Below are 25,028 nucleotides of genomic sequence, written 5' to 3'. Positions count from 1 at the left end.
CAGGGCGTCAGATATGGCGCCCTGCTGCGTTGTGAGACGGTTGCGAAACCGTACCGGCCTACCTAGAGTGGGCGCTTTTGCCAGCGACGACCTTCCATGACTGATTCTTTCTCCATCGGCGTCCGATTGCGCTGCGGCCATCACGATCTCGATCTTTCGCGCCCGCGCGTCATGGGCATCTTGAACGTGACCCCCGACTCCTTCTCCGATGGCAACCGGCATCGCGAGCTGGACGATGCGCGCCGTCACGCCGAACGGCTGCTGCGGGAGGGGGCCGACATCATCGATGTGGGCGGGGAATCGACGCGCCCCGGCGCCGAACCGGTGCCACTGGAGGAGGAGCGTGACCGGGTACTGCCGGTGGTCGAGACGCTGGTGCGGGAGTTCGATGCGCTGGTCTCGGTCGACACCAGCACCCCGGAACTGATTCGCGGAGCCGCCGCGGCCGGGGCGGGGATGCTTAACGACGTGCGCTCGCTGACGCGACCCGGGGCGTTGGCGGCGGCGGCGGGCACCGAGTTGCCCGTCTGTCTCATGCACATGCGCGGAGAGCCGGGGACGATGCAGCAGGCGCCGTACTACGCCGAGCCGATCGAGATGGCGGTGATCGAGTTCCTGCGCCAGCGCGTCACCGCCTGCGCGCAGGCAGGTATTCCGCGGGAGCGACTGCTGATCGACCCGGGTTTCGGCTTTGCCAAGACGCTGGAACACAATCTTCGACTGCTCAATCGTCTGAGTGCGCTCGAAGCGCTCGATCTGCCGCTGCTGGTCGGGATGTCGCGAAAGAGCATGATCGGCCAGGCGCTGTGCCGGCCTGTCGATCAGCGCCTGCCTGGAGGTCTCGCGTTGAGCGTGATGGCGGTCGAGCGTGGCGCTAGAATAGTCAGAGTGCACGATGTGGCAGCCACGGTCGACGCGATCGACATGGCCTGGGCCGTGCTTCAGGAACGGAGCGATCATGAGTAGACGTTATTTTGGTACCGACGGTATTCGCGGCACCGTCGGCGAGTATCCGATCACCGCTGACTTCATGCTCAAGCTGGGGTGGGCGATGGGGCGCGTGCTGTCTCGCAAGCTATCCTCTCATCAGACCCGGCAGCGATCCTCCCAGTCGCCGCGACCCAAGGTGATCATCGGCAAGGACACCCGCATCTCGGGTTACATGTTCGAGTCTGCGCTGGAGGCGGGGCTATCGGCCGCAGGGGCCGACGTCTCCCTGCTGGGACCGATGCCGACCCCGGGTATCGCCTACCTGACCCGAACCTTTCGTGCCGACGCTGGTATCGTGATCTCGGCTTCGCACAATCCCTACCAGGACAACGGCATCAAGTTCTTCTCGGCGGAAGGGCTGAAGCTGGCCGACGAGGTCGAGGCGGAGATCGAGGATGAACTCGAGAAGCCGCTGGAGACCATGGCGCCGAACCAGCTCGGCAAGGCGGTGCGAATCGGCGACGCCGCCGGGCGCTACATCGAGTTCTGCAAGTCCACGGTCCACAATCGCCTCGAGCTGCATGGCCTGAGGATCGTCCTGGATTGCGCGCATGGCGCGACCTACCATATCGCGCCCAATGTCTTTCGGGAGCTCGGCGCCGATGTCAGCGTGATCGGCGGGGAGCCGGATGGCCTCAATATCAACCGCGACGTGGGGTCGACCCACACCGAGCGTTTGCGCGAGGCTGTCCTGTCGTGTCAGGCCGACCTGGGCATCGCGTTCGATGGCGACGGCGATCGCGTACTGATGATCGACCGTCGGGGCGAGGCGGTGGACGGCGACGAGATCCTCTACATCATCGCGCGGGACCTCCACGCGCGAGGCAAGCTCAATGGCGGGGTCGTGGGCACGCTGATGACCAACTTCGGGCTGGCCGCGGCGTTCGAGAAGCAGGGGATTCCTTTCGAGCGGGCCAAGGTGGGAGACCGCTACGTCGTCGAGCGGCTGCTGGCCAACGACTGGCTGCTGGGCGGGGAGGCCTCGGGACATATCGTCTGTCGCAACGTGCAGACCACCGGCGATGGCATCGTCTCCGCGCTGCAGGTGCTGGCGGTCATGGTGCGAGAGGGGGCGCCTCTGGGCCAGTTGCTCGAAGGGTTCGAGAAGGCGCCGCAGGCCCTGGTCAACGTTCGCCTGCCCCCGGGTTCCGATGCCCGGGCGCTATTGGAGAGCCAGGCGTTGTGCCGAAGCGTCGCGTCGGTGGAAGAGGAGCTGGGCGGCGGTGGTCGGGTTCTGCTGCGGCCCTCGGGTACCGAACCGCTGATCAGGGTCATGGTCGAAGGCCGACCGAGATTCGATGTCCAGGCGCTGGCGCGGCGGATCGCCGATAGTGTCGAAACCTTGATCGCCTGAGCTGATCGGATCGCCGACAGCAATTGTTGTCTTGTTGTCAAGGCTCTTATACCATGTCGCTCCACCGATGGGAGGTAGCATGCGCAAGCCGCTGATCGCAGGTAACTGGAAGATGAACGGCTCGGCAGAATTGATCGAGACGTTCGGTCGAACGTTTGCCGGGATTGAGTTGTCGTCGCCGGTCGATGTGGTGATCCATCCCCCGTTTCCCTATCTCGATGCTGCGCGCAGCGCTTTTGCGGGCACGCCTCTCGCGCTGGGCGCGCAGACGCTGAACCCGCTGCCCTCCGGGGCCCGCACCGGCGAGGTGAGTGGCGAAATGCTCGCCGAGTTCGGCGTCGAGTATGTGCTGGCCGGCCACTCCGAGCGTCGCCAGCTCTATCACGAAAGTGACGAACAGGTTTACGAGCGGGTCATCGCTGCGCTCACCGTGGGGCTCAAGCCGATTCTCTGCGTGGGAGAGACCCTCGAGGAGCGCGACGCCGGCCAGTCCGAGGATGTCGTGCTGCGTCAGGTCGGTCATGTCATGGCCCGGCTCGAGCCCGGGCAGCGTCGAATGATGACGATTGCCTACGAGCCGGTCTGGGCGATCGGTACCGGGCGCACGGCCTCGCCGGAGCAAGCCCAGCAGATGATGGCCGCGATTCGCGGCTATCAGGCAAGCTTCGACTCGGCGTTGGCCGATGCGCTACGCCTGCTGTATGGCGGTAGCATGAACGCGAGCAACGCACGGGAGTTGCTCGCCCAGGAAGATATCGACGGCGGCCTGATCGGCGGAGCTTCGCTCAAGGTCGACGATTTCAAAGCGATTTGTCAGTCAGCAGGTTGATTTCATGCAGATAGCAGTTTTGTTGTTACACGTCCTCGCCGCCATTGCGCTGGTGGTTCTGGTCCTGCTTCAGCAGGGCAAGGGCGCCGAAGCAGGCGCTGCATTCGGTGGAGGCTCCTCGCAGACGGTGTTCGGCTCTCGCGGCAGTGGCGGCTTCATGTCGAAGCTGACGGGCGGCCTGGCGGCGCTTTTCTTCGTGACCTCACTGGGTCTGGCGTACTTCGCCGCCAATGCCGGCAGTGCGCCGCAGAGCGGTATCCCGGATGCTCAGGTGATCGAGCAGCAACATAATGGTGCGCCAACGCTTGACGATGGTGCCCAAAGCGGGAATAATGCTGCGCCAGCACTCGAGGAAGATGGCGGGCAGGAATCGTCAAATCCTTGAGTGGAAAGGAAAATTCGCTGCCTTCGATGAAAGCTCCGAATGCAGCGAATTGAGTGTGGCGCCCAGGCGCTACACACCCCTGATGCCGAAGTGGTGGAATTGGTAGACACGCTATCTTGAGGGGGTAGTGACCTTACGGTCGTGCGGGTTCAAGTCCCGCCTTCGGCACCATCGTCAAGTTTTTCCGGTCTTTTCGACTTGAACCTCTGGGCGGTACTGATGAATTCTTGTTGCTGAGAATTCGGCGATATCGCGGCCTTCCTTGACCCATCTCGAGGCCGTTCCTATAATCGCCAACCTGATGTTGCGGGGTGGAGCAGTCTGGTAGCTCGTCGGGCTCATAACCCGAAGGTCGTCGGTTCAAATCCGGCCCCCGCTACCAAGTTTTTTGAAAGGCCCCTTCCTGAGAAGGGGCTTTTTGTTAGCAGCCTTGTCGATGTCGTCGCCGTCGACGGCGTTGCCGACGTCAATGCCAGTCAGCCACCTAGCACCTTGCATTTCTCTCAACTCCCGGTCAGGTGCCTGATGCAACTGCTGTAGGAGTCGTTTGTGGTCACCAAGGACGCAGCACTGTATGCGATCATCGAACCTGTGGTCACCGCCATGGGTTTCGAATTGTGGGGCCTCGACTATCTGGCTCAGGGCAAGCATTCCAAGCTGATGATCTACATCGACAGCCCCGATGGAATCTCGGTCGATGATTGCGCGAGTGTCAGCCGTCAGGTCAGCGGCGTGCTGGATGTCGAAGATCCGATCTCGAGCAACTACAGCCTGGAAGTTTCCTCTCCAGGTCTCGATCGCCCGCTCTATACGCTCGATCATTTTTCGCGCTTCAGCGGTCATGTGGTGCAGCTCAAGCTACGCACCGCCTTCGATGGGCGTCGCAAGTTCCAGGGGCGCCTGGCCGGCATCGATGGCGACGAGGTGCTGCTGCACATCGATGGGGAAGAGTACTGCTTTCCCATCGAAAGCATCGATCAGGCTCGCGTCGTCCCGCAGTTCGACGACTGAATTCCATCACCTGTTGTTCGATGACTCAGTAATTCGAGACCAAGAATTCGAAACCAAGAACCGGTTTTTCGGCGAGGCATAGGCATGAGCAAAGAGATACTGCTGGTCGTTGACGCCATCTCCAACGAGAAGAGCGTGCCCCGAGACGTCATTTTCGAGGCTGTCGAGGCGGCACTGGCCAGCGCATCGCGCAAGCGCTTCGAGGGGCAGGACGTCAGCGTCCGCGTCCAGATTGATCGCCGCACCGGCGAGTACGATACTTTCCGTCGCTGGGTGGTGGTCGAAGACGAAGACTATCTCAGCGAAGATCGCGAGATTCCGCTCTCCGAAGCGGAAACGCGCGAGCCTCCCTTGGCCGTCGGCGATGTGGTCGAAGAGCAGGTGGAGTCGGTGGCCTTCGGCCGTATCGCCGCGCAGACCGCCAAACAGGTGATCGTGCAGAAGGTGCGCGAGGCCGAACGTGCCCAGATCGTCAAGCAGTACTCCGAACGGGAAGGCGAACTGGTCGCGGGCATCGTCAAGAAAACGACACGCGACGGGCTGATCATCGATCTCGGCGAGAACGCCGAGGGCTTCCTGCCCCGTGGCGAGATGATCCCCGGCGAGCGCTACCGCATGAACGAGCGTGTGCGCGCGCTGCTGTGGAAAGTCGATGCGGAGGCGCGTGGCTCCCAGCTGATCCTGTCGCGGACCAAGCCGGGCATGCTGGTCGAGCTGTTCAAGATCGAAGTGCCGGAGATTGCCGAGCAGCTGATCGAGATCAAGGGTGCTGCTCGCGATCCCGGCGCGCGGGCCAAGATCGCGGTCAAGACCAACGACAGGCGAATCGATCCGGTCGGTGCCTGTGTCGGCATGCGCGGATCGCGCGTGCAGGCGGTATCCAACGAGCTGCGTAACGAGCGCGTGGATATCATTTTATGGGACGACAACCCCGCGCAACTGGTGATCAACGCCATGGCGCCGGCGGAAGTCGCCTCCATCCTCGTTGACGAGGACGCCCATTCGATGGACGTCGCCGTCGGCGAGGACAACCTCGCTCAGGCCATTGGTCGTAGCGGTCAGAACGTGAGGCTCGCCAGCGAGCTGACGGGCTGGACGCTCAACGTCATGACCATCGATGAAGCCGAGGGCAAACGCGAGCAGGAAGTCGACAGCCTGGTCGAATATTTCATCAACCATCTTGAGATCGACGAAGACGTCGCCCGCATCCTGGTCGAGGAAGGGTTCACGACGATCGAGGAACTGGCCTACGTGCCGGTCGAAGAGATGCTGGAGATCGAAGAGTTCGATGAGGATCTGGTCGAGGAACTTCGTGCAAGGGCCAAGGATGAGCTTCTCAACCTGGCCATCGCGTCGGAAGAGCAACTGGATGGCGCTCAGCCCGCCGAAGACCTTCTCACGATGGACGGCATGGACCGCCACCTGGCTTTCATTCTTGCCAGCCGTGGCATCGTCACCATGGAGGACCTCGCAGAACAGTCCATCGAGGATCTGAAGGATATCGACGACGTGGACGAGGAGCGCGCAGCGGCACTGATCATGACTGCCCGTGCGCCTTGGTTTCAGAGCGAAGAGTAACGTGGTCACGGGTTCAGGAGGGTCGTAATGTCAGACATGACCGTAAAAGAGTTTGCCGGCAAGGTGGGACGCGATGTGTCCCGCCTGCTTGAACAGATGAAGGATGCGGGTCTCCCGCATCAGAAGGAAAGCGACGCGGTCTCCGAAGAGGACAAGCAACGTCTCCTCGATCACCTGACCAAGAGTCATGGTGGTGGCCGCGGCCCGCGTAATCGCATCACCTTGACACGCAATACCCGCAGCAAGATCCGTTCGGGCGAGCGTGGCAAGACCATCGAGGTGCAGGTGCGCAAGAAGCGCACCTACGTCAAGCGTGATGCGGAGCCGGTCGAGGAAGCGCCGGCCGAGGAAGCGGGTCCGCGTCAGCTCGTCGGCGACATGGCCGATCAGGCGCAGCAGCAGTCCGAGCAGGCTGCGGCGGCGGAAGCGGCCAGCGAGCCGACGGCGGATCTGACCGCCGGCCAGGAGAGCTCCAACAAGGCAGCGGCCCCCGCGCCCGAGCCTCAGGCACCGGGGGATGACATTCCCCAGGAGCCTCAGGTGGAAGACGAGGAGCCAACGTCCAACAGCCAGCCGTTCGTCGAGCCGCCGCCCAAGGAGCCGCGGACGGAGAACCGTCGCGCCCACCCGAAGAAGGACAAGGAGCGCGATCAGGGCCGTCGTGGCCGTCGTGACGACGATGACGACCGTTCCGAGCGTCGTCGCGGTGGTGGTGCCAAGAAGGTCAAGCGGGCCGAGCGTCGGGGTAGCCGTCGCGGTCGCGGCGACAACCAGCACGGGTTCCAGAAGCCGACCCAGCCGATCGTGCGTGAAGTCGCGCTGCCGGAGTCGATCAGCGTCGCGGAATTGGCGGACAAGATGTCGGTCAAGGCCAACGAAGTGATCAAGGCCATGTTCAACATGGGCGCGGCGGTGACCATCAACCAGACCATCGATCAGGACACTGCCGCGATCGTGGTCGAGGAGATGGGCCACAAGCCGAAGCTGGTCAAGGAAGATGCGCTCGAGACCGAAGTGCTCGAAGGCATCTCCTATGAAGGCGACGAGATCACCCGTTCGCCGGTCGTCACCGTCATGGGACACGTCGACCACGGCAAGACCTCGCTGCTCGACTTCATTCGTCGCACCAAGGTCGCGACCGGTGAGGCCGGCGGTATCACCCAGCACATCGGTGCCTACCACGTCGAAGGCGAACATGGTGGGGTCACCTTCCTGGATACGCCTGGCCACGCGGCCTTTACCGCCATGCGTGCTCGTGGCGCCCAGGCTACCGACGTCGTCATCCTGGTGGTTGCCGCCGACGACGGTGTCATGCCGCAGACGGTCGAGGCGGTAGAACACGCCAAGGCCGCCGGTGTGCAGCTGGTCGTGGCGATCAACAAGATCGACAAGGAAGGTGCCGATCTCGATCGGATTCGCAACGAGCTCTCTCAGCACGGTGTGATCTCCGAGGAGTGGGGCGGCGATACCCAGTTCGTCTCGGTCTCCGCGAAGACCGGCGAAGGTATCGACCAACTGCTGGAATCGGTGCTGCTGGTTTCCGAAGTGCTCGAGCTCAAGGCCGTGCCGGAAGCACCGGGCAAAGGCGTCGTGGTCGAGTCTCGCCTCGACAAGGGCCGTGGCCCGGTGGCGACCGTGCTGGTCCAGAACGGCACGCTCAAGCGTGGCGACATCGTCCTCGCTGGCCTGCACTACGGCCGCGTGCGTGCGCTGACCAACGAACTCGGCAAGCAGGTCGAGTCGGTGGGTCCGTCGATGCCGGTGGAGATCCAGGGGCTCGACGGCACGCCGGAAGCCGGTGAAGACTTCATGGTGCTGACCGATGAGAAGAAGGCGCGTGAAATCGCCAACTTCCGTCAGGGCAAATACCGCGAAGTGCGTCTGGCGCGCCAGCAGAAGGCCAAGCTGGAGAACATGTTCAGCCAGATGGGGCAGGACGAGGTGGCCAAGGTCAACGTCGTGCTCAAGGCCGACGTCCAGGGCTCGCTGGAAGCGATCCGTGGCGCACTGGAAGAGCTCTCCACCGATGAAGTGCAGGTGGCGGTGGTCTCCTCCGGGGTCGGCGGCATCACCGGTACCGATGCCAACCTGGCACTGGCCAGTGAAGCGATTCTGGTCGGCTTCAACGTCCGTGCCGACGCTTCCGCGCGGGAAATCGTCGAGCGTGAAGGGCTGGATCTGCGCTACTACAGCGTCATCTACCAGCTGATCGACGAGGTCAAGCAGGCCATGAGCGGCATGCTGGCACCGGAGTGGAAGGAAGAGATCGTCGGTATCGCCGAGGTGCGCGACGTGTTCAAGGCGCCGAAGATCGGGGCGATCGCTGGCTGCATGGTCATCGAGGGCTCCGTTCACCGCAACAAGAAGATCCGTGTCCTGCGCGAAAACGTGGTCATCTACGAAGGCGAGCTGGAATCCCTGCGTCGCTTCAAGGATGACGTCAACGAAGTGCGCAACGGCATGGAGTGCGGTATCGGCGTCAAGAACTACAACGACGTTCAGGTCGGCGACAAGATCGAGGTCTTCGACCAGGTCAAGGTCGAGCGTACCCTGTAAGTGACAGGATCCCGTCGGTGCCCAGGTTTTTACGAACCAGGCGCCTGCGGAATCTCGAGAGGCAACGATGCGCGAATTCAAACGAACCGACCGGGTCGCAGACCAGCTGCAGCAGGAGCTGGCCGTGCTGATCCAGCGCGAGATCAAGGATCCGCGCCTGGGAATGGTCACGGTCAGCTCGGTCAAGGTCAGTCGGGATCTCGGTTACGCCGACATCTACGTGACGTTGCTGGGCGAGAACGATCCGGCTCGGGTCAAGGAAAACCTGGCTGTGCTCAAGCGGGCCGCCGGTTTCCTGCGCTCGCAGATCGCGCGCCGCATCAAGCTTCGCCATGTACCCGAGCTGCGCTTTCACTATGACGAGAGTGTCGTGCGCGGGCACAAGCTGTCGGCGCTGATCGACGAGGCCGTTGCCAGCAACCGCCCGCAGGAAAGTGACGATGCGGCGGCTGCGGATGGTGCGGGCCAGGACGACGAATCCCGGCAGGGCGATATGCGGCACGGAGATGGAGAGTCCCGCTGATGGCACGGCGTCGCAAGGGGCTGCCCATCAACGGTGTGCTGCTGCTCGACAAGCCTAAGGGGGTGTCGAGCAATCATGCGCTGCAGCGCGCCCGGCGGTTGTTCCAGGCACGCAAGGCGGGTCATACCGGGACGCTGGACCCGATGGCGACCGGGTTGTTGCCGGTCTGCCTGGGCGAGGCGACCAAGTTCTCCGCGCACCTGCTTGAGGCCGACAAGGTCTATCGGACCCGCATCCAGTTCGGAGCCGTGACCGACACCGGGGACGCCGAAGGCGAGGTGATCGCGCGCCAGGCACTGCCCGCCACGCTGGATCGTGACGTCGTCGAAGCTGCGCTCGAGCGTTTCCGCGGTGAGATCGAACAGGTCCCACCGATGTATTCGGCGCTCAAGCATCAGGGGCGCAAGCTTTACGAGCTGGCGCGTCAGGGTGAGACGGTAGCGCGTGCGCCGCGCCGCGTAACGATATATGATATGCGCCCGCTCGAATGGGAGCCCGATGGCGTCTGGCTGCAGGTCCGTTGCAGCAAGGGCACCTACATTCGGACCCTGGCCGAGGATATCGGCGCCGCGGTTGGGTTTGGTGCCCACATCACGGCGTTGGAACGTCTGGAAACCGGGCCTTTCGACAGCAGAAGGCGTTTATCCTTCGAGACGCTCGAGGCGATGAGCGGCGAGGAACGGCTGGCGCAACTGCTCCCGGTCGATGTCATGCTCGAGCATCTGCCGACGCTCAGCGTGACGGAAACCGTGGCTCGGCGACTGCTGCTGGGGCAACGGGCGGCGGTGTCGGACACCGAGCTGGCGCCAGGTGCGACGGCAAGACTGTATCGCGACGAATCCTTTCTGGGATTGGTCGAATTGACCGCGCCGGGGGAAATCGCTCCCCGGCGTCTGGTCGACACGACAGCATTGGACTCGGATCCTGTCGAGTCGAGACAAGTCTCGACAGACGCCTGAGCTCAAACTGGCGGCATCGATTCGATGCACCCGTCCCCGTGACGGTCAAACGGGAGGCTGCAAATATGCGTGGTCTCCGATATTCATCATTCAGGCATATTGCTTGCTGGAGAGTTTTTCATGGCATTAACCGCTGAAAAGAAAGCCGAGATCGTCAAAGAGTTCGGTCAGGGCGAGAGCGACACCGGATCCCCGGAAGTCCAGGTCGCGCTGCTGAGCGCCAACATCGACGGCCTGCAGAGCCACTTCAAGGATCACAAGCAGGATCACCACTCTCGTCGTGGTCTGATCCGCATGGTCAACCAGCGCCGTAAGCTGCTGGACTACCTGAAGGGCAAGGACTTCGATCGCTATCAGTCGCTGATCAAGAAGCTCGGCCTGCGTCGCTGAGTCGCCCGGTCGCCGGCAACGGCGGCCCTGGTATTGGCGAAAGGCGGCGACGCCCCGTCATCGTCGAGAAAGCCCTGTCGATCCATCGGCAGGGCTTTTTTCATGTTTTCGACGCGGGTGATCCCGTGTTTCTTCGCATTCCGGTGCCATGGCTCGTCGCGCAGGCGATCGCTATTACTGGAATACCGGCGATGGTCCATCCCCCACTAAAGGCGAATACGCAGGAGTGATCCCGGCCGTTATGGTCCCTGGATAAATGTATGATGTATTACTAAAGGGTGTCCAATGGCGACGGTCGATTTCGCAACACTGCAAGCCACGCTGCACCGGGTCCTGCTCGAGGCGGGGCTGGGCCCCGACGACGCTGCGCTCTGTGCGCGTATTCATGCCGAGAGCACACGGGACGGGGTGCACTCTCATGGTATTGGACGCATTCCCCGCTTCGTCGACTACGTTCGCCGGGGTTGGGTCGACGTCGATGCCTCGCTGGACCCCGTACAGCAACTCGGCGCCATCGAGGTGCTCGACGGCCACTTCGGCATCGGCATTCGTAATGCGATCCAGGCCACCGAACGGGGCATGGTCCTGGCACGCGAGCACGGCATGGGGCTGGTCGCGCTACGCGACACGACCCACTGGATGCGGGGAGGCAGCTACGGTTGGCACGCAGCCGAACAGGGCTTTGCGGCGATCATGTGGACCAACACGGAGTCGTGCATGCCGGCCTGGGGTGCCACCACCCAGTCGATCGGCAACAATCCGCTGGTCATGGCCGTTCCCCATCGCGACGGGCCGCTGGTGCTGGACATGGCGATGTCCCAATTCTCCTATGGCAAGCTGCAGACCATGCGGCGCAAAGGCGAGCAGCTTCCCATCGACGGTGGCTTCGGTGCGGACGGCGAACTGACGCGGGATCCGGCGGCGATCGAGGCGACGCGTCGCCTTCTTCCGACCGGTTACTGGAAAGGGTCGGGACTGGCGATCCTGCTCGACGCCCTGGCCGCGCTGCTGGCACAGGGCCGGCCGAGCCACGACATCGATCGGGTCGAACGCGGCAGCGGTGGAGGGAGCTGCCAGATATTCATGCTGTTCGACCCCGAACAGCTCGGCGGGCGAGCCGCCTGCGACGCCATCGTCGAGGGCATCCAGCACCACCTGGCGACCGTCACGCCCGATGAGTCCGGCCGGGCGGTGCGCTGGCCAGGGGCGTCGACCTGGCGCCAGCGTCGCAGCCAGGCGCCGCTGACGCTGGACGACGGCCTCTGGCAGGAGGTTCTGGCGCTGGCTAAGAGCTAGGCGCACGTACCGCGAAGGCGACGACATGCCGCTCGCAGGCGCTACGGCGTTTATGGCATAAACTGAAGGTCACTCCTTGTACGCGAACAATGACAACAGGTGTGATGCCATGAGTGAGCATGTTATCGATGTCGACGGCCGGCGGTATCGGTTCGACGGTCTTGGCACGCTGCTGGCTGCCGCCACGCCACACCGCTCCGGAGATGCCCTGGCCGGAATTGCGGCTGCCAGTGCCGAGGAGCGAGCCGTCGCCCAGATGGCGCTGGCGGAGCTGCCGCTCGCCACGTTCCTGGAAGAGCCGCTGATCCCCTACGAGGAGGACGAGATCACACGGCTGATCCTCGATCGTCATGACCGTGCCGCGTTCGCGCCGGTCGCCTCGTTGAGCGTCGGCGAATTCCGCAACTGGTTGCTCTCCGAACGCGCCGATGGCGAGTCGCTCGCACGGCTGGCCCCCGGCCTGACGCCGGAAATGGTCGCGGCGGTCTCCAAGCTGATGCGGGTGCAGGATCTGGTGCTGGTGGGGCGCAAGTGCGAGGTCGTCACGCGCTTTCGAAATACCATCGGCCTGCCGGGCCGGCTGTCGACGCGGCTGCAGCCCAACCATCCCACCGACGACGCTTCCGGCATCGCGGCCAGCATTCTCGATGGCCTGCTCTACGCCAGTGGTGACGCCGTGATCGGCATCAATCCCGCCACCGACAACACCGCCACGGTGGTGACGCTGTTGAAGATGCTCGACGAGGTCATCTCCCGCTACGAAATCCCCACCCAGAGCTGCGTATTGACCCATGTCACCACCGCGATCGAGGCGATCGAGCGCGGCGCACCGACGGACCTGGTGTTCCAGTCGATCGCCGGCACCGAGGCGGCCAATCGCGGGTTCGGCATCGACCTGGCCCTGCTGCGGGAAGGGCGCGAAGCAGCACTGTCGTTGAAGCGCGGCCCCCTCGGCAACAACGTGATGTACTTCGAGACCGGTCAGGGCAGCGCGCTTTCCGCCAATGCCCATCACGGGCTCGACCAGCAGACGCTGGAAGCGCGCGCCTACGCGGTCGCGCGGGAGTTCGAGCCGCTGCTGGTCAACACCGTGGTCGGCTTCATCGGCCCCGAGTATCTGTTCGACGGCAAGCAGATCATCCGCGCCGGGCTGGAGGATCACTTCTGCGGCAAACTGCTCGGCGTGCCGATGGGCTGCGATGTCTGCTACACCAATCACGCCGAGGCCGACCAGGACGACATGGACATGCTGCTGACGCTGCTGGGTGCGGCGGGATGCCACTACATCATGGGCATTCCCGGCTCCGACGACATCATGCTCAACTACCAGACCACGTCGTTCCACGACGCGCTCTACCTGCGCCAGGTGCTGGGACTGCGTCCGGCGCCGGAGTTCGAGCAGTGGCTGGAGCGCAGCGGCATCTACCGCCACGGTCAGGGCATCGCCTTTGACCGCGAGTTGCCGCCGCGTTTCCAGCATGTACTGGGATCGAGGGGCACTACGGAGCTGCCGTCATGAAGGAGGGACAATCGTCCGCGGCCGGTGAAGCGCTCACCGTCACCAACCCCTGGCAGCGACTGCGCGAGCTCACCGATGCCAGAATTGGCCTGGGGCGCGTCGGCGGGAGCCTGCCGACGTCGGCCCAACTAGCCTTTCAACTCGACCATGCCCGGGCCCGGGATGCCGTACACATGGCGCTGGATACCGAGCGCCTGATGCCGGAACTGGACAGTCGCTTTCCGCTGGCGCTGCGCCTGCACAGCCAAGCAGCCAACCGCGACGAATATCTGCGCCGGCCGGATCTCGGGCGGCGGCTGTCGGAGCAAGCCGAGCAGGAGCTTGCCGCCATCACGTCCAAACCCTGCGATGTCTCGATCTGCGTGGTCGACGGCCTTTCCGCGCGGGCGATTCATGAACAGGCCATCCCGTTTCTCGACGCCGCGCTGCCGGAGATCGAACGGCTGGGACTGTCGCTGGGGCCGGTGGCGCTGGTGGAGCAGGGCCGGGTCGCGATCGGCGACCCCATCGGCGAGGCGCTCAAGGCGCGCATGAGCATCGTCATGATCGGTGAACGGCCCGGACTCAGTTCGCCGGACAGCCTGGGGCTCTATTTTACCTGGGCGCCCCGGACAGGCCGGCGCGACAGCGAACGCAACTGCATCTCCAACATCCGCCCGCGAGGACTGAAGTATGCCAACGCCGCCAGGCTGCTGGCCTACCTGATGCGCGAGGCGCAGGCGCTGGGCGCCTCCGGGGTCGCACTCAAGGACGACAGCGAAGGGGACTCCCAGCTCGGTGACGGTCGGGAGGGTAATTTCCTGCTGCTGCCTGAGTGACGCGGGCGGTCGAGTCCGGTCGACCTCGTTCAGGGAAAAAGGGCATCGCAGACTGCCGAGGCTGGCGGCGTCGATGCCGGTGGCTGTACCGGGCCGTTGCCGAAGCGGCGTCGCCACTCACTGGGGCTGATACCGGTGACTCGACGAAACAGACGGGTGAAGTGAGGCTGATCGCAGAAGCCGCAGGCCAACGCGATCTCGGCCAGCGGAAGCTCTCGACGCTGCATCAGCGTTTGCGCCCGTTGGATGCGCAGGCGATGGACGTAGTGGCATGGCGTTTCGCCGAAAGTCATTTTGAACGCATGTGTGAAGTGACCGACGCTCAGCCGAACGATGGCGGCCAGGTCGGCAGCACGTATCGTATCGTGGAGATGGGTCTCGATGTGGAGGGTCAAGCGTTGGGTCTGCCAGCCCGCGAGCTTGGCTGGCGCGGTGTTGTCCGGGAGTCGTTCTCTCAGCAGCGTCACGACCCGAGAAAGCCCCAGTTGCTCGGAGAGCGATTCGTCGTCAAGGGTATAAGTTGCCTGGGTCAGGAGAGACAGCGCGATGACCATCCTGTCCGTCCGCAGTTCATGATGGGGCGGGTAAGCGGCCGATCCTTGGCGAGGGTCTGCCATGTTCGAGCTCCTCTGCTGCGACGTCAGAGCACCGATGATCGGTCACGGTCGTCGACACTATAAGCCCCTTTGGTAGGGGAGATGCCTCCCTTGAAAGAGGTAGTGGCAGCGTCTTTCCACCCACTCGTTATCCAGGCCATCCTTTCCCTATGCCATATCGATGATGCCGCGCCGCAGAGCAATAGCGACGGCGTGCGTGCGGTTGCTGGCATCGAGTTTGGCGATCAGATTCTTGACATGGGCCTTGATCGTTTCCTCGGTGAGCCCGAGCTGGCGTGCGATCGCCTTGTTGGATTGCCCTTGCGCGATGCAGCGCAAGACCTCGACCTCGCGCCGGCTGAGCGGCTCGGCGCCGAGATGGCATGCCAGGTCGGCGGCGATCTCGGCGGGGAAATGGGGCTTGCCCTCCGCGAGCGTTCTGATGGTCTCGACGAGCGACTTACGCAGCGTGCTTTTCAACAGATAGCCAGTGGCGCCGGCCTGAATGGCGTGCAGAACGCGGACATCGCCCTGATAGGTGGTCAGAATGGCGATGCGCGCCGCGGGGAATTCGTCGCGAATGGCGCGAATGGCGGCGATGCCGTCCAGTTCGGGCATTTGCAGATCCATCAGCGTGACGTCGGGCTGTAGATGACGATAGCGATCGACGGCCTCGACCCCATTGCTGGCTTCCGCGATCAGCTCGATATCCGGTTGCCCTGCGATCACGGCAGCGATGCCTTCCCTCAACAGCGGATGATCGTCGGCGATCAGTACCCGAATGGGCCCATGGCGCTGTTGCATGTTCAGGCTCTCCCCAATCGCCACCGGCGCCATGACCGGGTTTGGCTTCGATAGGCCTCCGCTGCCGGCACCGACAAGCGGACCGTGGTCCCGACGCCAGCCCGGCTATCGATCGTCAGCCTCCCTCGGAGCTGTCGGGCGCGTTCCTGCATGCCGGCCAGTCCCCAGTGTTCAGGGCGGCCCGAAGACGTCAGGTAATGGCCGGGAATCCCCATGCCGTCGTCGCTGACAGACAAGCGTAAGCCCTCTTTCTCATAGCTGAGCGTTGTGGTGACTTGCGTGGCCCCGGCATGGCGAAGCGCGTTGCTCAGCGCCTGATGGCCGATCCAGTACACTTCGTTGTCGACCTGGGCATGCAAGCGCCTGGGGTAGCCCCGGGTGACGACCCGGCAAGTGACGCTGTGGGCGGAGGGCCACTCCAGCGGTACCCGTGACAAGCGCGCGACGAGACTGTCGCGGGTCGAGGCGCTGCGCAGAGAGATCACGCGTTCACGACCTTCGTCGATGACTTCGTCGGCGCGCTCGAGGGCCCGGGTCATTGCCTGACGAGCCGGATCCTCGGCGGGCATCCTGTCGGCAGCGGCCTGAAAATGCAGCACCAGCGCCTGGATGCTCTGCAATAGCGTGTCATGCAGTTCGCGGGCGATACGGTCGCGTTCGGCGTGGCGCGCCTCGAGCCGAGCGCGCAGATAAAACGCCGCCTGGCGCATCCGATAACGATAGAAGGCCCACAGCGCGGTGACCATCGTCAGCAGGCACAGCCCGCGGAAGAGCCAGGTTTGATAAAAGGCGGGGGCGACGTGCAGCGTCACGCTCGCAAACTGGGGATGCCAGATGCCGTTGCTGCTCGCGGCCGCGACGTCGAAGCGGTAATCGCCGGCGCCCAGCTGGGTGTAGATGGCCTGACGACGACTGCCGACATCCTGCCAATCGGCATCATAGCCGTTCAGGCGAAACCGGAAGTGGACACTGTCGGGACGGGCCAGGTCGATCGCGGTGTAGTCGATCACGACACGCCTGGGTCGACTGGAGAGCGAAATCCGGGCAGCCGGGGGGTAGGTGCTGGCATCTGCCGAGACCGCCGTGATCCGGGGCTCGGGCGGTGGCGATCGATCCTGGCTCCGATGCGGGTCGATCGAGACCACGCCGGTGATGGTGGCGAACCATAGACGACCGTCCAGACCCCGGATGGCGCTGGGCACCGGATGGATACGAAAAGCATCGTTGGGAAGATCGCCATCCCCTTCGTAGCGGTCAAAGCGAACACGATAGCCAGGATCGTCGAGCACTCGAGCGACTTCCGCCGCCGGAACCCGCAGGATGCCGGATTGCGTGTGTAGCCATAGATCCCCCGGTACGAAAGGGGCCAGTGGCGGCAGCGCGGTGCGATGTTCGCTCGCGTTATCCGGTCGGGTTTCGATGATCGCATGAATGCCGGTGAACGGCTCCCCCCTGGCGATGGCATGGAACCGTTCGCCATCGAACAGGGCAACGCCGTTGGTGCCCGCGACCCACAGAGATTGGGATGACGGGGCGAGCGCCGTCACATTGCCGACATCCAGACCCTCCGGCGGCCCCCATTGTCGAACACCATCTTCGCCTCGTCTGACCAGTAGGTCGTCTCGGTAGCCGAACCAGACCCGGCCCCGGGCATCGCTGGCAGCGCTGACCGGCATGGTTTGACTCGGGCGATTCGTCGGCGGGCGCGTGGGCTGCCAGGTTCCGTCTTGCCACCGGAACAGCCCCAGCCGGTTGATCGAGACCCACAGAGCACCACTTCCATCTCGGGCCATGGCGCGCACGCTCGCTTCAGCATGGGCGGCCGGCGGCAATGCGGTGAGATGGCTCAGCACACCTCGATGCGCTCGCCACAGACCGTTCGGACCGCCCAGCCAAACGTCGCCCCCGGCATCGCTGAAAGCGCTGGTGATGGGCGGCGGTACGTCAGTCGCCAGCCACTCTCCTGTCGATTGGCGCATGACCGGGCGATTGCTGGAGCCTGCCCACAACGTGCCGGACGCATCCGTGGCCAAAGCGACATTGCGGGTGCCGTCGGGCAGTGTCGCCGGTGTTAGGGTCGCCACTCGAAAGCGGTCCAGGCCTGCGCTGGTGCCGACCCAGATATTGCCCGCGCCGTCCTCGAAGACGGGCTCGACATCGTCGGCGCTAAGACCATCGAGATGGACATAGCGTTGAAGCGCATCGCCAGGCGGATCGGCGTCGGTCGACGAGACGTCGTGCGCGGGCAATCGCAGCAGGCCATCGCCCTGGCTACCGATCCACAGGTTGCCGTCGCGATCCGCGGCCAGGCCCAGAGAAACGACATCGATGGGTGGCGAAGCCTTGCCATCAGGCAGAACGGGGCGCACGCGGCCGGGATAGAGTTCGGCGATCCACAGGGTGCCGTCGCGGGTCTGGGTCATCTGACTGATCCAGCCCACCGGCTGGTCGACAGCGAGGAATCGACGATGACCGCGGGGCAGGTAGAAAAGCCGGTTTTCGCTGGCGGCCCAGAGCGTGCCGTCCCGGTCGACGAAGACCGAGCGAGCGTTGTTGCCGGGGAAGCCCTGGTCGGCCGAGACGGTATGCCAGCGATTGCCGTCGAAGCGCGCCAGACCATCGTTGGCGGCAGCCCAGACGTTGCCGTCGTGATCCTGCGCCAGCCCATAGACGGCGCCACTGGGGAACTCCGCGCCTGGCGCATAGTCGGTGAGCTCGCCGTTGCGAATCAGGCTGATCCCCCCACGTCGAAGACCTACCCAGAGTCCGCCATCGGGAAGCGCCAGCAGGGACGACACGGTCCCCACGGTTTTTCCCGCCAGCGAGACATAACGCTCGAAGGTATTGCCGTCGAATCGAAACAGCGAGTAGTGCGTGCCCAGCCACAGGTAGCCATCCGGAGTTTGGGCGATAGCACCGACCTGGCCAGGCCCGCCCGCATCGGCGGTCCCGCTCCAGCTGCGGTGGTGAAGCTGCTGGAGCGCGAGGTTCGGATCCAGGGCCAGCGCCTTGGGCGGCATCAGCAGCCAGACCCACCATAGCCAGAGAAGGATCGACCGACGGCGCGGCGCGTGCAGCCAGAGCGGTGACGTAGGTTTCATGCCGACCTTCCTACGGCGATGCGCCGGCGTCGTATTCGCCGGTCGAGTTGGAGGGACACCCGGGTGTCCGATACTACACCCAGCCTCCGTCTTTGGCGTCATTCGGGGTCTAGCACCCAGTCGAGCGTGGCGTCGGCGACGGCTTCCCAGCCGGGTTCGACGATCAGCCAGTCACCGTGATGGGGGAACGCCCGCAGCGCGGTGATGGCCATCGAGCGGCGATGGCGTCGGTAGCAGGCGGCGACGCTGGCACTCGATACCCGGCGACTCTTCCCCGCGCTGATCAGCAGCAGTGGTCCCCGCTCGTCGTTGGCGTAGTCGATGGCGGTGCCGATGCCCAGCGTGACGTCGAGCAGCAGCCGGCGTGGCATCACGGTCGACGGCGGGGGCACGTCGCCCGCCCCCAGCGTTGGCGCAGGGGGCGGCAATGGGAACAGCGACTTCCAGTGGCCCCGGCGCGGTATCGGGCACAGCGCGATACCGGCAGCGCCCAGGCCGCGATCCAGCAGCAGCTGGATGACAAGACCGCCGAAACCGTGGCCGACCAGCAGGGGGGGAAACGACATCGACCCGATCCAGTCGGCGTAGTGATCGACGACGCTCTTGATCGACGGTCCGGACCCTGGGGTCGAGGATACGGTCACGGGCGTCGTTGCAAGCCATGGCCAGGCGGGTGCCTGACAAAGATAGTCACAGGCGCCGTAGCGGCTGACGAAGGGGTTCCAGCAGGCGGGCGTCTGGCCAATATCGTGGATGAAAACGACGGTCCGCTTCACGTCGGAATCGCCCGGTGACTGCGCATGATGCGAGGCTTCGCCCCTCGTTTTGGTCGGTCGCGCCGAGAGTGATCATCGGTGCCAGTGGGGAGTCGAGTCCGGCGCCTGGCGGCGCCGGCCAGTTGTCAGGAGCGGGCGAACGCGAGCAGATCGGCGTTGAGCTGGTCCTTGTGGGTGTCCGCCAGCGCGTGACTGCCACCCTCGTAGACCGTCAATCGGGCGTCGGGGACCAGTTCCACGCTCAGGCGAGCCGCGCCCGCGATGGGCACGATCTGATCGTCGTCGCCGTGAATGATCAGCGTCGGAATGTCGAAGGTTCTCAGATCGTCGGTGAAGTCGGTCTCCGAGAACGCCTTGATGCAGTCGTACTCGTTCTTCAGGCCGCCCATCATGCCCTGCTGCCAGAAGGCATCGCGCATGCCCTGGCTGACCTCGGCCCCGTCGCGGTTTGCGCCGAAGAACGGTGTGGTCAGGTCCTGGAAGAACTGCGAACGGTCCTTGGCCACGCCCTCGCGGATGCCGTCGAAGACCGCCATCGGCAGACCGTTGGGGTTGTTGGGGCTTTCCACCATGATGGGGGGCACCGCGCCCACCAGCACTGCCTTGGCGAGGCGCCGGGTCCCGTGGCGTCCGATGTAGCGCGCGACTTCGCCGCCGCCGGTGGAGTGGCCGATCAGAATCGCATCCTGCAGATCCAGCGATTCGATCAGTTCGGCCAGATCGTCGGCGTAGGTATCCATCTCGTTGCCGTGCCACGGTTGGCTGGAACGACCGTGGCCACGACGGTCGTGGGCGATACAGCGAAAGCCCTGTTCGGCCAGGAACATCATCTGACTCTCCCAGGCATCGGCGCACAACGGCCAGCCGTGGCTGAAGACGATAGGCTGACCGCTCCCCCAATCCTTGTAGTAGATGGCGGTGCCATCGCGGGTCGTGATCGTTGTCATCGGAAGCACTCCTCTTACAGTGTCGGGTTGTCGTAACGTCGGACTGGAACTTCCAGTCCGGTGGTGCCCGGTGGCCTTGCCACCGGGAAGGGAGTGACATGGGAGCGTATCGCGCTAGCGTTCAACGCCCGCCCCGGCGGATTCGTCTCGCGCCAATGGACGTCGACGCCAGGCGATCAGCGTCATCGCGGCGAGCAGCGCCACGGGCAGTAGCAGCGCGATGAACAGCATCTCGCGATAGGCCACGGCACCGGCGATGGCGCCGAGCCCGAATGCCGCCACTGCCGGCAGGGTCCTGGACAGGCGCCCCCTGGCCGCCTGCCGGACTTCCTGGGAGCAGCGCCGTCCGATCAGTTCGATGATATCGAGCACGGCCTGGGTCACGTTTCCGGTCATCACGGTGTTGGGAACGCCGACTCGCACGATCAGACGACTGTGGGCATTCTGTATCCCCATCGCCATGGCGCCGGTCATGCCGCAGAGGATCACGCTGATATTTTCGGGGTCGACCACCGGTGAGAGGCGAATGCCCGTCAGACAGAAGGCGAGCAGCAATACCGTCTGAGTACCATATAGCACACTGGGCGCCAGAGGCCGCGGTAGCCACCTGACCAGGAAGCTGCTCAGCACGACGCCGATCACGAAGGCAGGAAACGCCATCAGCTTGATGAGCGCACCCTCGGCGAAGCCACCGGCCTGTGCCCCGATCAGCACGAAGTTGCCGGTCACGTGGGCGGTGAAAAGCCCGAAGAGGGCAACGAAGCCCAGCGTATCGACGTAGCCCGCGATGCCGGCGAGTACGGTGTCTTCATGCTTCATGATGTTTCCCTCGACGACTTCTCCGGCAGTGGCGCGTCGACGAATGGCGTGTCGCAGAGCCGCGTCACGAGAATGAGCGCGGAGATCAGCCCGAGATGCTCGAAGAAACCGTTCATCGCCACGAAGCGGGCTTGGCCGGCAAGGTTCCAGAAATCGTTGGCGACCAGCATTGCCACCAGCGTCAGACAGCCGAGCGCACCGGCACCGAGCCATGTCCAGCGATTGAGGATGAGGCTCAGCGAACCTGTCAGTTCGATGACGACCGCTAGCGTTGCCCACAGCCCGGCGGGGTGAAGGCCGAAATGGGCCTGTTCCTGTATGGCAGCCTCGAAGTGCCAGAGTTTATCGAGACCGCCGAGCAGGTAGGCAGAAGCCAGTCCGGTCCGAGCCAGCCTCAGGATGCCGGGCTGACTCACCAGGGCCGCGACCCAGCGCGGGTTACGCGTGCTGCTCAGGTTCACCTCACACCGCCCAGCAGGCGCAGCCGAGCGCGCCCCAGAAGGCCTTCAGGTCCGAGGCCGGGGCCTGACTGGCCCAGGCGCGCGCATGATCGTGACCGTGCACGGCGCAACCCGTACCGCATCCACAGGTGGAGGCGGAGACACGCATCATCGGGGGCGGGTTGGTGGCCATCTCGGCCTCTCTCCAGCCGCCGTAGCCACCGTAACGATTCACTGGCGACCAGTCCGGCATGGCCGGCGGTGGCGCGTCGTCCAATCCTGCGAAATCGGCGGCAGCATAGACCACGCGTCCCCCGACCACCGTGAGATGCGAGCTGGTATGGGCGATCTCGTCTTCGGCGCAGGCAAAGAAATCCCGATTCGGAACGATCAGGTCGGCCAGCTGACCCTCGACGATCCGGCCCTTGTTGCCCTCCTCGTTGGAGAACCAGGCGACGTTCTCGGTCCACATCCGCAACGCGGTATCGCGATCCAGACAGTGGTGTCGCGGATAGAGGCGCAGGCCGCCGACGGTCTTGCCGGTTACCAGCCAGGCCAGCGATACCCAAGGGTTGTAGGAGGCGACCCGTGTGGCGTCGGTACCGGCAGAGATGCGCACGCCCATCTCGAGCATCCTGGCGATCGGCGGTGTCGCCTCGGCGGCCTTGGCGCCGTAGCGTTCGACGAAGTATTCGCCCTGGTACGCCATGCGGTGTTGCACGGCGACGCCGCCGCCCAGCGCCGCGATCCGTTCCATGGAACGCTCGGAGATGGTTTCGGCGTGATCGAAGAACCAGTGAATGCCCTCCAGCGGTGTCTCCTCGTTGACCTTCTCGAAGGCGTCCAGGGCACGGCTGATGGTCTCGTCGTAGGTGGCGTGCAGGCGCCATGGCCAGCGGTTCTGGACGAGGACCCGGATCACTTCCTCCAGCTCGCCTTCCATCTCCGCCGGCATCTCGGGGCGCGGCTGGCGAAAATTCTCGAAGTCGGCGGCGGAATAGACCAGCATCTCGCCGGCGCCGTTGTGGCGGAAGTAGTCGTCGCCCTGCTTGTAGCGCGTCGAGCTTGTCCAGTTCAGGAAGTCCTGCTTCTCCTCCTTGGGCTTCTGCGTGAACAGGTTGTACGCCAGGCGTATCGTCAACTGACCGTCGTCTGCCAGCTTCTGAATCACGGCGTAGTCGTCGGGGTAGTTCTGGAAGCCGCCACCGGCATCGATCACGCTGGTCACCCCGAGCCGATTCAGGTCGCGCATGAAGTGGCGTGTCGAATTGAGCTGGTAGTCGAACGGCAGCTTGGGACCCTTGGCCAGCGTCGCGTAGAGAATGGTGGCGTTGGGCTTCGCCAGCAGCAGACCGGTGGGGTTGCCGCTGGCGTCGCGCTGGATCTCGCCACCCGGAGGATTGGGCGTCTCCCGGGTATAGCCGACGGCACGTAGTGCGGCGGCATTGAGCAGGGCGCGATCGTAGAGATGCAGGATGAATACCGGGGTATCCGGTGCCACCGCGTTGAGCTCCTCCAGCGTGGGCAGGCGCTTCTCGACGAACTGGTTTTCGGTGAAGCCGCCGACGACGCGGACCCACTGCGGCGGTGGCGTGATCGCGACCTGCTGCTTGAGCATCCGCATGGCATCAAACAGGGACGGCACGCCGTCCCAGCGCAACTCCATGTTGAAGTTCAAGCCGCCGCGGATGACGTGGATATGGTTGTCGATCAGCCCGGGGAGTACCGGTTTGCCACCGAGATCGATGACCTGCGTACTGGCGTCCGCCAGGGCCATGACGTCGCTGACGGAACCCACCTTCGAAAACCGGCCGCTCTGGATGGCGACGGCTTCCGCCCGTGGCTGCGAGGGGTTGAGCGTGGTGAACCGGCCATTGACCAGGATCAGATCCGGCGATGCGTTGACGGTGCGATTCATGAGCGGGGATCCTCGGGATCGAGCGGGCGAGTGGCCGGGTCGCTGGGAGTGCGGCAGTCGGGGGACGGATTCGAAGAGGCCCCGTTGTTCCGCCCCGGCAGCACGCCAAGAATGTGATTGCTGCAATCGGCCCTGTGCCAGGCCGATGTCAGCGAGGTGCCGCCCAGGACGTGCTTGGCGACCGGAATCACCTGCTCGCCGCAGAGCATTCCCAGCAGGCCCAGAAGCGCCACCAGCGGTGGCGCCGGTGAACGTACCTGGAGCAGGCTGTAGAGGATGCCGACCAGCACGCCGGCACCGATGGAGAGCAGGTAGAGCTTCATGGCTGCGTGCGCCTTTCAGGACGATGGGCGGAGATGGGCCGAACGCGTCGGCCGCGCTCCCGACGTCGCCGTGGGGATGACGGTCGCGAGCGGCCCTCGGGTATCGAGCGTCAGCGCGCGGGAACCGGTTCCTGTGTCGGGCCGTGTTTCACGCGCTCTTCGGCGCCGTGCACCATGGTGTAGGCGTAGTCGACACCCATGCCGTAAGCGCCGGAATGCTCCTTGACCAGTGCCATGACGGCGTCATAGGTATCGCGGCGCGCCCAGTCGCGCTGCCATTCGAGCAGTACCTGCTGCCACGTCATCGGTACCACGCCGGCCTGAATCATGCGCTGCATGGCGTAATCGTGAGCATCCTTCGAGGTGCCACCCGACGCATCGGCGACCATGTAGATCTCGTAGTCCGCGTCATGCATGGCGGAAAGCGCGAAGGTGTTGTTGCACACTTCCGTCCACAGGCCGGCGACGACGACCTTGTTGCGGCCATTTGTGGCCAAGGCGTCGCGCACTTTCTGGTCGTCCCAGGAGTTCATGGACGTACGTTCGAGAATCGGAAGATTCGGGAAGACGGCGAGCAGTTCGGGAAAGGTATGCCCGGAGAAACTGAGCGTTTCCACCGTGGTGATCGTCGTGGGGATGCCGAAGATGCTGGCGGCCTTGGCCAGCCCCACCACATTGTTCTTCAGCACCTGCCGGTCGATGGACTGCACGCCAAAAGCCATCTGCGGCTGCTGGTCGATGAAAATGATCTGGCAGTTGTCTGGCGTCAAGACTTCCAGTTTCGGTGACATGATCAGCCCTTCTCGATGTGTGATAGCGGAAAGTCGCAGTCGAATCGAGCGGGTCAGGGCCTTGTCGCGCACCTTTGCGGCGGCCGTGGACGTCTCGACTCGTGGCTACCAGGCTACCGAAGGGCGGTCGATGAAAATTGAAGGAAACGGCGTCCTTTGGGACGAGACAACGGCGATGCGTGAAGGACGCCATCGCCTCGACGCCGTCCGGCAAGCTGCGGGAAAGGTGCCGACGACGGAGCCTGGCGGCGTATCGCCTAGCCCAAGCCCCACTTGGCCTCAGGCGTCGAATTGATCGTTTGCGC

23 protein-coding genes and 2 tRNA genes are annotated in these 25,028 nt (G+C 64.2%); 15 read left to right on the top strand and 10 right to left on the bottom strand.

Annotated features, from left to right (window positions below; all coding sequences use genetic code 11):
• Window positions 1–96: 96 nt before the first annotated feature.
• The 15 genes from folP (at window position 97) to eutC (ending at window position 14,208) form a co-directional block, all read left to right on the top strand.
• Window positions 97–966, top strand: coding sequence for a dihydropteroate synthase (gene folP / locus DOM56_RS00915; RefSeq protein WP_232822121.1), 870 nt, complete (start codon window positions 97–99; stop codon window positions 964–966).
• Window positions 959–2,344, top strand: a complete 1,386-nt coding sequence (gene glmM, locus DOM56_RS00910) for a phosphoglucosamine mutase (RefSeq protein WP_110707089.1) — start codon at window positions 959–961, stop codon at window positions 2,342–2,344. Before folP ends, glmM begins: the two co-directional genes overlap by 8 nt.
• Before the next feature lie 79 nt (window positions 2,345–2,423).
• Window positions 2,424–3,173, top strand: a complete 750-nt coding sequence (gene tpiA / locus DOM56_RS00905; RefSeq protein WP_110707088.1) for a triose-phosphate isomerase — start codon at window positions 2,424–2,426, stop codon at window positions 3,171–3,173.
• 4 nt (window positions 3,174–3,177) lie between these two features.
• The gene (secG, locus tag DOM56_RS00900; protein ID WP_110707087.1) at window positions 3,178–3,558 is read left to right on the top strand and encodes a preprotein translocase subunit SecG; all 381 of its coding nucleotides are present in this window, start codon (window positions 3,178–3,180) and stop codon (window positions 3,556–3,558) included.
• Between the two features lie 84 nt (window positions 3,559–3,642).
• Window positions 3,643–3,729: transfer RNA gene (locus tag DOM56_RS00895), tRNA-Leu, on the top strand.
• A 134-nt stretch (window positions 3,730–3,863) separates the two neighbouring features.
• Window positions 3,864–3,940 (top strand) — tRNA-Met (locus DOM56_RS00890).
• Between the two features lie 167 nt (window positions 3,941–4,107).
• Window positions 4,108–4,569: a ribosome maturation factor RimP gene (gene rimP, locus DOM56_RS00885; RefSeq protein ID WP_110597717.1), complete on the top strand. Its 462-nt coding sequence runs from the start codon at window positions 4,108–4,110 to the stop codon at window positions 4,567–4,569.
• 84 nt (window positions 4,570–4,653) lie between these two features.
• Window positions 4,654–6,147, top strand: coding sequence for a transcription termination factor NusA (gene nusA, locus DOM56_RS00880; RefSeq protein WP_110597716.1), 1,494 nt, complete (start codon window positions 4,654–4,656; stop codon window positions 6,145–6,147).
• A 27-nt stretch (window positions 6,148–6,174) separates the two neighbouring features.
• Window positions 6,175–8,703 (top strand): translation initiation factor IF-2, encoded by a 2,529-nt coding sequence (gene infB / locus DOM56_RS00875; RefSeq protein WP_110707086.1) that lies wholly within the window; start codon window positions 6,175–6,177, stop codon window positions 8,701–8,703.
• A gap of 67 nt (window positions 8,704–8,770) precedes the next feature.
• Window positions 8,771–9,226, top strand: coding sequence for a 30S ribosome-binding factor RbfA (rbfA, locus tag DOM56_RS00870; RefSeq protein WP_110707085.1), 456 nt, complete (start codon window positions 8,771–8,773; stop codon window positions 9,224–9,226).
• A complete protein-coding gene (gene truB / locus DOM56_RS00865) occupies window positions 9,226–10,185 on the top strand; it encodes a tRNA pseudouridine(55) synthase TruB (RefSeq protein WP_110707084.1) in 960 nt (319 codons plus the stop codon). Before rbfA ends, truB begins: the two co-directional genes overlap by 1 nt.
• A 120-nt stretch (window positions 10,186–10,305) precedes the next feature.
• Window positions 10,306–10,575 carry a 30S ribosomal protein S15 gene (gene rpsO, locus DOM56_RS00860; protein WP_071230933.1) on the top strand — a complete coding sequence of 90 codons (270 nt, stop codon included), beginning with the start codon at window positions 10,306–10,308 and terminating at the stop codon, window positions 10,573–10,575.
• A 285-nt stretch (window positions 10,576–10,860) separates the two neighbouring features.
• Window positions 10,861–11,871, top strand: a complete 1,011-nt coding sequence (gene yiaK, locus DOM56_RS00855; RefSeq protein ID WP_110707083.1) for a 3-dehydro-L-gulonate 2-dehydrogenase — start codon at window positions 10,861–10,863, stop codon at window positions 11,869–11,871.
• Window positions 11,872–11,980: 109 nt separating this feature from the next.
• Window positions 11,981–13,390 (top strand): ethanolamine ammonia-lyase subunit EutB, encoded by a 1,410-nt coding sequence (locus tag DOM56_RS00850; RefSeq protein ID WP_110707082.1) that lies wholly within the window; start codon window positions 11,981–11,983, stop codon window positions 13,388–13,390.
• A complete protein-coding gene (gene eutC / locus DOM56_RS00845; protein ID WP_110707081.1) occupies window positions 13,387–14,208 on the top strand; it encodes an ethanolamine ammonia-lyase subunit EutC in 822 nt (273 codons plus the stop codon). Before DOM56_RS00850 ends, eutC begins: the two co-directional genes overlap by 4 nt.
• Before the next feature lie 29 nt (window positions 14,209–14,237).
• On the opposite strand, the gene DOM56_RS00840 is transcribed toward eutC, so the two are convergent.
• The 10 genes from DOM56_RS00840 to DOM56_RS00795 all read right to left on the bottom strand — a co-directional run bounded on the left by DOM56_RS00840 (window position 14,238) and on the right by DOM56_RS00795 (window position 24,723).
• Window positions 14,238–14,825, bottom strand: coding sequence for an AraC family transcriptional regulator (locus DOM56_RS00840; protein ID WP_110707080.1), 588 nt, complete (start codon window positions 14,823–14,825; stop codon window positions 14,238–14,240).
• Window positions 14,826–14,972: 147 nt separating this feature from the next.
• On the bottom strand, window positions 14,973–15,608 hold the full coding sequence (locus DOM56_RS00835) for a response regulator transcription factor (RefSeq protein ID WP_110707560.1): 636 nt from the start codon (window positions 15,606–15,608) through the stop codon (window positions 14,973–14,975).
• A gap of 2 nt (window positions 15,609–15,610) precedes the next feature.
• The gene (locus DOM56_RS00830; protein ID WP_198655631.1) at window positions 15,611–18,709 is read right to left on the bottom strand and encodes a sensor histidine kinase; all 3,099 of its coding nucleotides are present in this window, start codon (window positions 18,707–18,709) and stop codon (window positions 15,611–15,613) included.
• Window positions 18,710–18,807: 98 nt separating this feature from the next.
• The gene (locus DOM56_RS00825; RefSeq protein WP_110707078.1) at window positions 18,808–19,485 is read right to left on the bottom strand and encodes an alpha/beta fold hydrolase; all 678 of its coding nucleotides are present in this window, start codon (window positions 19,483–19,485) and stop codon (window positions 18,808–18,810) included.
• Between the two features lie 125 nt (window positions 19,486–19,610).
• Window positions 19,611–20,432, bottom strand: coding sequence for an alpha/beta hydrolase (locus tag DOM56_RS00820; protein WP_110707077.1), 822 nt, complete (start codon window positions 20,430–20,432; stop codon window positions 19,611–19,613).
• 114 nt (window positions 20,433–20,546) lie between these two features.
• Window positions 20,547–21,251 (bottom strand): YoaK family protein, encoded by a 705-nt coding sequence (locus DOM56_RS00815; protein WP_110597705.1) that lies wholly within the window; start codon window positions 21,249–21,251, stop codon window positions 20,547–20,549.
• Window positions 21,248–21,712, bottom strand: coding sequence for a DoxX family protein (locus DOM56_RS00810; RefSeq protein ID WP_110707076.1), 465 nt, complete (start codon window positions 21,710–21,712; stop codon window positions 21,248–21,250). Before DOM56_RS00810 ends, DOM56_RS00815 begins: the two co-directional genes overlap by 4 nt.
• Before the next feature lies 1 nt (window position 21,713).
• Window positions 21,714–23,609 (bottom strand): amidohydrolase, encoded by a 1,896-nt coding sequence (locus DOM56_RS00805; RefSeq protein WP_110707075.1) that lies wholly within the window; start codon window positions 23,607–23,609, stop codon window positions 21,714–21,716.
• Entirely contained in the window at window positions 23,606–23,932 is a 327-nt protein-coding gene (locus DOM56_RS00800) for a XapX domain-containing protein (protein WP_110707074.1), read from the bottom strand. The genes DOM56_RS00805 and DOM56_RS00800 overlap by 4 nt, the downstream gene beginning before the upstream one ends.
• A 110-nt stretch (window positions 23,933–24,042) precedes the next feature.
• Window positions 24,043–24,723 carry a hydrolase gene (locus DOM56_RS00795; RefSeq protein ID WP_198655630.1) on the bottom strand — a complete coding sequence of 227 codons (681 nt, stop codon included), beginning with the start codon at window positions 24,721–24,723 and terminating at the stop codon, window positions 24,043–24,045.
• Window positions 24,724–25,028 lie beyond the last annotated feature (305 nt).

It is taken from the genome of Salinicola sp. CR57, from assembly GCF_003206585.1.
GTDB classification, from domain to species: domain Bacteria; phylum Pseudomonadota; class Gammaproteobacteria; order Pseudomonadales; family Halomonadaceae; genus Salinicola; species Salinicola lusitanus.
The sequence above is the reverse complement of the archived record's forward strand: the minus strand, read 5'-3'. Positions and strand labels throughout refer to the sequence as shown.

Bases quoted from the DNA above. Each gene is read 5' to 3' on its own strand.
- DOM56_RS00835 (WP_110707560.1), bottom strand. From the start codon at position 15,608: ATGCAACAGCGCCATGGGCCCATTCGGGTACTGATCGCCGACGATCAT.
- infB (WP_110707086.1), top strand. From the start codon at position 6,175: ATGTCAGACATGACCGTAAAAGAGTTTGCCGGCAAGGTGGGACGCGAT.
- DOM56_RS00800 (WP_110707074.1), bottom strand. From the start codon at position 23,932: ATGAAGCTCTACCTGCTCTCCATCGGTGCCGGCGTGCTGGTCGGCATC.
- DOM56_RS00830 (WP_198655631.1), bottom strand. From the start codon at position 18,709: ATGAAACCTACGTCACCGCTCTGGCTGCACGCGCCGCGCCGTCGGTCG.
- DOM56_RS00815 (WP_110597705.1), bottom strand. From the start codon at position 21,251: ATGAAGCATGAAGACACCGTACTCGCCGGCATCGCGGGCTACGTCGAT.
- DOM56_RS00820 (WP_110707077.1), bottom strand. From the start codon at position 20,432: ATGACAACGATCACGACCCGCGATGGCACCGCCATCTACTACAAGGAT.
- glmM (WP_110707089.1), top strand. From the start codon at position 959: ATGAGTAGACGTTATTTTGGTACCGACGGTATTCGCGGCACCGTCGGC.
- DOM56_RS00795 (WP_198655630.1), bottom strand. From the start codon at position 24,723: ATGTCACCGAAACTGGAAGTCTTGACGCCAGACAACTGCCAGATCATT.
- DOM56_RS00850 (WP_110707082.1), top strand. From the start codon at position 11,981: ATGAGTGAGCATGTTATCGATGTCGACGGCCGGCGGTATCGGTTCGAC.
- folP (WP_232822121.1), top strand. From the start codon at position 97: ATGACTGATTCTTTCTCCATCGGCGTCCGATTGCGCTGCGGCCATCAC.
- secG (WP_110707087.1), top strand. From the start codon at position 3,178: ATGCAGATAGCAGTTTTGTTGTTACACGTCCTCGCCGCCATTGCGCTG.
- rpsO (WP_071230933.1), top strand. From the start codon at position 10,306: ATGGCATTAACCGCTGAAAAGAAAGCCGAGATCGTCAAAGAGTTCGGT.
- DOM56_RS00840 (WP_110707080.1), bottom strand. From the start codon at position 14,825: ATGGCAGACCCTCGCCAAGGATCGGCCGCTTACCCGCCCCATCATGAA.
- eutC (WP_110707081.1), top strand. From the start codon at position 13,387: ATGAAGGAGGGACAATCGTCCGCGGCCGGTGAAGCGCTCACCGTCACC.
- yiaK (WP_110707083.1), top strand. From the start codon at position 10,861: ATGGCGACGGTCGATTTCGCAACACTGCAAGCCACGCTGCACCGGGTC.
- nusA (WP_110597716.1), top strand. From the start codon at position 4,654: ATGAGCAAAGAGATACTGCTGGTCGTTGACGCCATCTCCAACGAGAAG.
- rbfA (WP_110707085.1), top strand. From the start codon at position 8,771: ATGCGCGAATTCAAACGAACCGACCGGGTCGCAGACCAGCTGCAGCAG.
- tpiA (WP_110707088.1), top strand. From the start codon at position 2,424: ATGCGCAAGCCGCTGATCGCAGGTAACTGGAAGATGAACGGCTCGGCA.
- truB (WP_110707084.1), top strand. From the start codon at position 9,226: ATGGCACGGCGTCGCAAGGGGCTGCCCATCAACGGTGTGCTGCTGCTC.
- DOM56_RS00805 (WP_110707075.1), bottom strand. From the start codon at position 23,609: ATGAATCGCACCGTCAACGCATCGCCGGATCTGATCCTGGTCAATGGC.